Consider the following 6,651-nt stretch of genomic DNA (forward strand, 5'->3'; position numbering starts at 1 on the left):
CTTTTCCATCATTATTGTAGTACGTCCATGACTTATCAGCAGCTTGTTGCCAACCAGTCTTAACTGCTGAATCGGAAGCAGTAGTATCGTTTGCTACTGGAGATGCTGCTGGTGTTTGTACGTTAGTCTTATTTGTATCAACTGTATTAGAATCCGATGCCGTCGTTGCTACCGTTGCTTGTTGATTAGCTGGCGTCGATCCTTGCGTGCTTGCATTAGTAGTATCAGCATTACCAGTTAAAGTTGTGGCAGAGAAAACACTCGCTACCGTGGCAGCGGTTAATGCAACCGTCTTCCATACCTTTCCACTCTTATATAACTTATAGTGCTTCTTTTCTTTCATAATTTTTAAAAATCCTTTTCAACATTCACTTTTTAATCTTCAGTACATTTAATTTACTTTCATTAGTCTATCGATTAGCAGGCTGAATTGCTAGATTTTACGACAGTATGTTAATTAACCTTAAAGCTAGTAACATTTCTGTAATATAAAAGTTATTTCGCAAGCTATCAAAAAACGCCGTCATCTCTGACCGCGTCTTCATCGAATTATTTTAACTTACTGTATTCCTCATCACTCACTGGTTCCAACCACTCATTACTAGTATCTTCACCCGCTACTTCAATCGCTAAGTGCGAGAACCATTCATTAGGAGCTGCCCCATGCCAGTGCTTTACTCCAGCTGGAATATTAATTACCGTTCCAGATAAAATCTCAACCGGATCCTTGCCCCATTCTTGGTAATAACCACGGCCACCAACTCCAATTAACATTTGACCGCCACCACGCTTAGCATGATGAATATGCCAATTATTCCGGCATCCCGGTTCAAAGGTTACATTGAAAATTGGCACTTGTTGTTCGGATACCGGCGCTAAGTAACTTTGGCCAGTAAAGAACTCGCCGTATGGATTGGGGTCACCAACCGGAAAGGCAATTGTTTGTTGATAGCGATCTTTATCCGTTAAGGCCGGTTCATCCGTTGCCCAAACTTCCTTAATTTGGTTAAAGACAGCCCACCCCTTTGGCCAACCAAGATACATCGTGGCATGCGTCACAATCGCAACGATTTCTTCCTTGGTTACCCCATGGTTCTTGGCATTTTGTAAGTGATACGTTAATGACGAATCGGTAATCCCAGACGCCATTAATGATACCACCGTGATAATACACTTCGTCTTTACATCGATGGCCTGTGCATTCCAAACTTCACCGAACAAAACATCATCATTTAAGTGGGCAAACATTGGGCTAATTCACCTAATTGATCCCGCCCAGCCGTTTGAACAATTTTTTTCACTCATTTCAGATTCCTCCCTACAATAATTTTAAACAGACCGTCTCTACTAATTCTGCCACGGACTGATAGACATATTGAACTTGAGCGGCCTCCATCGCTGTTCGTTGTTTCTCCGTCACCGTAGTATATGGATAAATACCAAACATAAACGGGAAAAAAAGTATAGACGAATTGTTGCACTTCGACCAGCGTTTTTTTCCGGACAGAACTTAGTCACAATTTCCCCCATCAAGCGTAATGAATCGCCATACGAAGCTTTAAATTTCGCTAAATTCTCAGGACGACTATTTTCTTCCATATCAAAATTATTCATCGCTAATAACTTTAATAATTGGAGTCGTTTAACTAGCGAGTCACTAAGCTTGGTAGCTAATTGAGCTTTCGTTAACGAACCATTTTCATTTAGTAGGGTCGTTAAATCCAAGTTCCACCGATCATATTCACGTTTAAACATCGCCAAGAAAATTTCTTCCTTCGTTTGGAAGTAGTTATAAATTGACGTGCGGGTAAAGGATGTCACCGTACTAATTTCCTTGAGCGTAATTTCCTTGAAACTTTTGGTTTGGTATAACTGCTCACAGGCATTAATAATTTCCGTTTGCCGGGCAGCCGTTAACGCCGCTGATCCTCGTGGCATAATAAAATCTCACTTTCACTCTTAATTGACAGTCTGTCATTACTCCTTATCATATCCCTGTCCTGACACAATGTCAATTGAATCAAAATAAAAAAAGTTAGTCACTCCAAAGCTCACCAAGCTTTTTAATTCAATTAGCTTTTATCTTCCAAAGTAAAACCCGTCCCCAAATTAATCGGGACGGGTTTTATGACTATGATTAATATCATTGAAGTAAGGAACCATCGCTCTCCCCACTTCCCAGCCAATAATGGTAGAGGAATATCGGTATTTATTGCTGGGACAATTTACGTTGGTTAGTACCATGCTCCCCCATGGTCATTGCCTTTAAAAATGCTCCCCAAGTAACCACTCGTAAACCTATTAACCATAATCTAACTGCGCCATTACAAGATACCATAAGTTCCTGACCTTGCGAATACATATTCAAAGATATCAACCCGCTTAAATGCCGGTCTTATCACGTTTCAAGCTATAAAAAATTTTTAAACTTTTTTATTCGGTTTTCTTGTGAAAAAAAACTTTTCAACACCTTAAACCATTAGTTATCCACTTTTTCCGTCCCAAATTGTGACTAACGAGCATTCAGTTTATTTTTATCCACAACTATTTTAAGATTTCACGCACCCGCTGTTGCAATGCTGGGATTACTTCCGCCATAAACCATGGATTCTTCTTTTGCCAAATATTATTCCGTGGCGATGGGTGAACTAACGGGAAATAATCCGGTAGATACTGTTGATAATTGCGGACGGTTTCAGTTAACTTCACACTGGCTTTTTGGTGGAGATAATAATGTTGTGAATAACTGCCCACCAATAGCGTTAATTGGTTATTCGGTAATAATTTTAACGTTTCCGGGTGCCACTTGTCAGCGAACCCTTTCCGCGGTGGCAAATCACCGGACTTCCCCGCCCCGGGAAAATAATAATCCATCGGGACCACGGCAATTAAGCCCGAGTCATAAAATACTTCGCGATCAATCCCCATCCACGCCCGTAAATTATCACCACTTGGATCATTAAAATATAGTCCTGATTCTTGCGCACGAATTCCTGGCGCTTGGGCAATAATAGTAATGCGCGCCGTATCGGGAACTGAAAACAAGGGTTTAATTCCTTGCTTAGTATACGTTTGATTAGCCGGATCCGCCATAATCGCTTGCACTAAAGTTTCGTAATTCATCTGCTACCTCCTCGTTTTACATAGTCTTATCATTTTTGCCCCCACCTTGTCAATTCCGGGTTATAATTAAACTTTACGAACGATTCAAGGAGGCGAAGCATGTTTCAATCAACTGATCCACGGTTAAGAGCTAGAGATACCTTTTTAGTTATCCGCCAACCGCTTGGGGCGATGGTTGTGGATGCAAATGGTGAATTAATCACGATACTAAATGAGGAAGATTGCCACGCCTGGAAATTAAAATCTGGCAAACTAGTCATTATCCCCAAACCCAAACAACCGAAAATTAATCGAGTTTTACCTGAACTAATTAGTGATTATGGTGATCTCATGAACCAAGTCGCTATTACCACGATTAGTAAAGCGAAGATTACCGAACTTAACGGCCAATTAGTCGCAACGAATCGTTGGTTACCAGCTCCCGTCCCGGTGACAGATTTTATGAATGACGTTCCTGCAGTCCCCAACGATCAAGTCGATCTCGCGTGGTTTAAACAGACGCCAGAGCAAATCTACGTCCGGCAATATTATCCTGCCGCTCTGCCCGCCAATTTAGTCGCAGATAGTCAACTCGATTTAGACTTACATGGTCAAACCGTAGCGGTCGTCGTGGGGCAATCACAAGACCATGAAATCTATGAACAATTAGTTGCCCAATACCACGGTGTCGCCAAAGTCGTTGAAGGGTTTTCGACGACTAAAAAATGGTTAATTGGGCAGTTACAAAGTGCCGACTTAGTCATTGTAATTACTGCTTTTGCGAGCCACGCCACCACTTGGTCAACCCGTGATTTAATTAAAAAACTGGCGATTCAAAAATACGCCGTGGTCACTAAAAATAAAGCCAATGGCGCTTTTGTCCGGGCCTTATACCGAGCCGAACATCAACTACCGGCGTATGAAACGCCCCATAGTCAAATTGAATATCCAACTAAGTAAACAACCGGAAGCCGCAATGACGACTACCGGTTGTTTTTATTTTCGAATAAACTGGGCATCTTGGCCGAGGTCTTCGCTGACATAACGTTCAACATGCATATGTAAATCATACTTTTCCCGTAATTGAGCCAATTCTTGCATCATCGGACTCGCATGATGCGCATCAATTGTCGCTTGATTTTCCCAACTATCGATTAACAAAATTGTTTCCGGATCACTAACCGGTTGGAAATAATCATACCGTAAATTCCCTGGGACTTGGCGAATCCGCTCTGCAATCCCGCTTGCTTCCATTTCTTGCATAAACTTTTGGGCGTTATCTGCTTTCCCTGTGTAATAAAAATTTAGCGTAATCATGTTTCGTCATCCTTACTTAATTGTTAAGACTTCATCAACTGCTTGGCGCTGTGGTTGAAAGGTGTTAATTGGATTATCAGTCGCATAGCCTAACGCAATTCCCATCACAATTACTTGGTCTGCTGGAATTTCCATTACTTCCCGTAAAATATCGGGATATCGCACAATGTTGTATGCTGGAATCGAATCAATCCCTAAGTTCTTCGCCGCTAACATTAAGGATTGACTGAATAATCCTAAATCATACAATGACCATGGATTGCTTGGCTTTGCAATCGTTAAAAAGACCAGCGTTGGCGCCTGGAACACTTCAGCTTCACTAGTAACAAACGTTTCCCCAATTCCCATTGCATCACGTTCGGCGGCAAAATTAGCCATATTCGCTTGCGCCGTCGCTGACCAATCCGCCCGGTGGGTTAATGGTAAATCAGGATGGCCCTTAATCCCGTCCGCAGCTCCCTTAGCATAAGCCGTGCGAATTTTGGTTGCCGTCTCACCGTTAGCAACATAGACCTGCCATGGTTGAGAATTCACCCATGATGGTGACATTTGGGCTTGGCTAATAATTGTCCGCAAATCACTTTCACTCACCGGTTGCTTTTGAAAATCCCGGACGGAATGTCGTGCTTGAATTAATTCATTAAATTCCATTTTCTCACCTCAACATATCTTTAAGTTAGGTTTATTAACACACCATTCTGACACCGTGTCAATGTTTTGTTGCAATAAAACGGAACTGGCACAAACTACGCCCCGGTTCCGTTAATCTTAGTTATTTAATTTTTGGTATACCGTGTTTACTGATGCCCCTAGTTTAACTACTTTTCCTTGCTGAATCAAACCTAATAATAATTTTCGCGCATGGTAGGGACTAATTCCTAAAGTAGCTTGAATTTGTTTATTGGTTAATTGTTGATGCTGGGATAGCAATGATAACACATCATTTTCCGTCACCCTTCTACCATTCTGAACTACTATCGGTTTAATTTGAACTGGATGATTCCAATTAATATTTGGTAACGTTACTTTAAACGAATTTTGATTCACTGAAAATTCAGGTGATTTTATCGTTTGCTGATATGATTCATAAATACGACGAATCCCAGTTCCGTAATTTTCGATATATTTCAGTTTATCTAAAATGTGAACCAACTGGGGATTTCGAACTGCCGTCATCCCCGTTTTTACTTCTTCTAGGGTCAAACCATCGGGAATTCCACCTGGCGATAAAATTTCCATTCGATCATCAAATATTTCAACCTTAATTGTCGAATGCAGTAAATAATCCCGATGAGCAAACGCATTAACAATCGATTCTCGAATTGCTGTTACAGGATAATCTCTTACCTCATGTCGCTGAAGACTTCCATCAATTTTAATTTTAGTATGATTATTTAAATCAATGAAGTACATTAACTCATCAAGTTGAGTTGTTAATGGCCCGGAAAATTCTCGCTTATCCTTAAAATTCATCACCGTTGTACCATCATAAATGGCCAATTTAGTAATAATCGGATTTTGATCACTTACTAGTAACTCCGCATTATTATAAACGTTTGATTTATTTAACATTCGCAGGGCTTTTGGATTAAATTCAATCTTTTTTTCCTAAAGCCGTTTTTTTCTAGTTCCACAAATGTCAAAATTTGATTTGTTGACTGCTCAGAATCAAACTCATCATTGCCTTGGTTTTGCTGAATCATCCGCTTAATTAATTCATTACTAGCCTTAACCGCCGAACTACCATTCCGTACATAAACCCCTTGTGGAGTAAATCCCTCTCCATTGATAGCATAGGGTTTATGCCGCCCCGGTTTTACTTTAATATTAAAAATATCATCATTAGGATTAATTTCAATCAAACTAAATGGCGTCGGATAAAAAGCGGTCGTATACCACTGGCTTAGTTTTTCTTCCCATTCATGGCGTTTTGACTCAGAGATTGTTAATGGTTGTCGTGTCTCATCATCAACTCCTAAATAAATTGTCCCCCCATTAGTATTTAAAAAAACTCACAATCTCCCGTTTGACCTTACTATTTAATTCACGTTTATATTCAATCCGATTATCTTCATTTTGCATTAATATTTTTCCCCCCTTACATTAACACTAAAGTTATTATCCTCATTATACAAAACCTTTTTATTAATTTGCTATTTAAAAATTGCTTTCGATTCAAAAGCAATTTAGATATACGAAAAAAGGAATGGCATTTCGCCATTCCTTTTTATG

At 40.1% G+C, this 6,651-nt stretch carries 8 protein-coding genes and 1 pseudogene; 1 reads left to right on the forward strand and 8 read right to left on the reverse strand.

Going from position 1 to position 6,651, the window contains the following annotated elements; all coding sequences use genetic code 11:
• The 4 genes and pseudogenes from JCM14505_RS08275 to JCM14505_RS08290 form a co-directional block, all read right to left on the reverse strand.
• Positions 1-343, reverse strand: a 343-nt coding sequence (locus tag JCM14505_RS08275) for a KxYKxGKxW signal peptide domain-containing protein (RefSeq protein ID WP_173571633.1), incomplete at its 3' end; no start/stop codon positions are given.
• Positions 344-549: 206 nt separating this feature from the next.
• Positions 550-1,301 (reverse strand): annotated as a pseudogene (locus JCM14505_RS08280) (carboxymuconolactone decarboxylase family protein).
• Between the two features lie 115 nt (positions 1,302-1,416).
• Positions 1,417-1,938 (reverse strand): TetR/AcrR family transcriptional regulator, encoded by a 522-nt coding sequence (locus JCM14505_RS08285; protein ID WP_225352329.1) that lies wholly within the window; start codon positions 1,936-1,938, stop codon positions 1,417-1,419.
• Positions 1,939-2,544: 606 nt separating this feature from the next.
• Entirely contained in the window at positions 2,545-3,123 is a 579-nt protein-coding gene (locus JCM14505_RS08290; RefSeq protein ID WP_054654018.1) for a uracil-DNA glycosylase family protein, read from the reverse strand.
• A gap of 99 nt (positions 3,124-3,222) precedes the next feature.
• Between JCM14505_RS08290 and JCM14505_RS08295 the strand changes: the two genes are divergently transcribed.
• Positions 3,223-4,062, forward strand: a complete 840-nt coding sequence (locus JCM14505_RS08295; RefSeq protein WP_054654020.1) for a DUF2325 domain-containing protein — start codon at positions 3,223-3,225, stop codon at positions 4,060-4,062.
• A 36-nt stretch (positions 4,063-4,098) separates the two neighbouring features.
• On the opposite strand, the gene JCM14505_RS08300 is transcribed toward JCM14505_RS08295, so the two are convergent.
• The 4 genes from JCM14505_RS08300 to JCM14505_RS09820 all read right to left on the reverse strand — a co-directional run bounded on the left by JCM14505_RS08300 (position 4,099) and on the right by JCM14505_RS09820 (position 6,404).
• Complete coding sequence (locus JCM14505_RS08300; RefSeq protein WP_054654022.1) at positions 4,099-4,419, reverse strand: putative quinol monooxygenase; 321 nt, start codon at positions 4,417-4,419, stop codon at positions 4,099-4,101.
• Between the two features lie 12 nt (positions 4,420-4,431).
• Entirely contained in the window at positions 4,432-5,070 is a 639-nt protein-coding gene (locus tag JCM14505_RS08305) for a nitroreductase (RefSeq protein WP_054654024.1), read from the reverse strand.
• A 117-nt stretch (positions 5,071-5,187) separates the two neighbouring features.
• Positions 5,188-5,991 carry an ATP-binding protein gene (locus tag JCM14505_RS09815; RefSeq protein WP_054654026.1) on the reverse strand — a complete coding sequence of 268 codons (804 nt, stop codon included), beginning with the start codon at positions 5,989-5,991 and terminating at the stop codon, positions 5,188-5,190.
• On the reverse strand, positions 5,985-6,404 hold the full coding sequence (locus tag JCM14505_RS09820) for an AlbA family DNA-binding domain-containing protein (RefSeq protein WP_225352330.1): 420 nt from the start codon (positions 6,402-6,404) through the stop codon (positions 5,985-5,987). Before JCM14505_RS09820 ends, JCM14505_RS09815 begins: the two co-directional genes overlap by 7 nt.
• Between the last annotated feature and the right edge of the window lie 247 nt (positions 6,405-6,651).

Origin of the sequence: Limosilactobacillus equigenerosi DSM 18793 = JCM 14505, assembly GCF_001311375.1 — a bacterium.
Classification (GTDB): Bacteria; Bacillota; Bacilli; order Lactobacillales; family Lactobacillaceae; genus Limosilactobacillus; species Limosilactobacillus equigenerosi.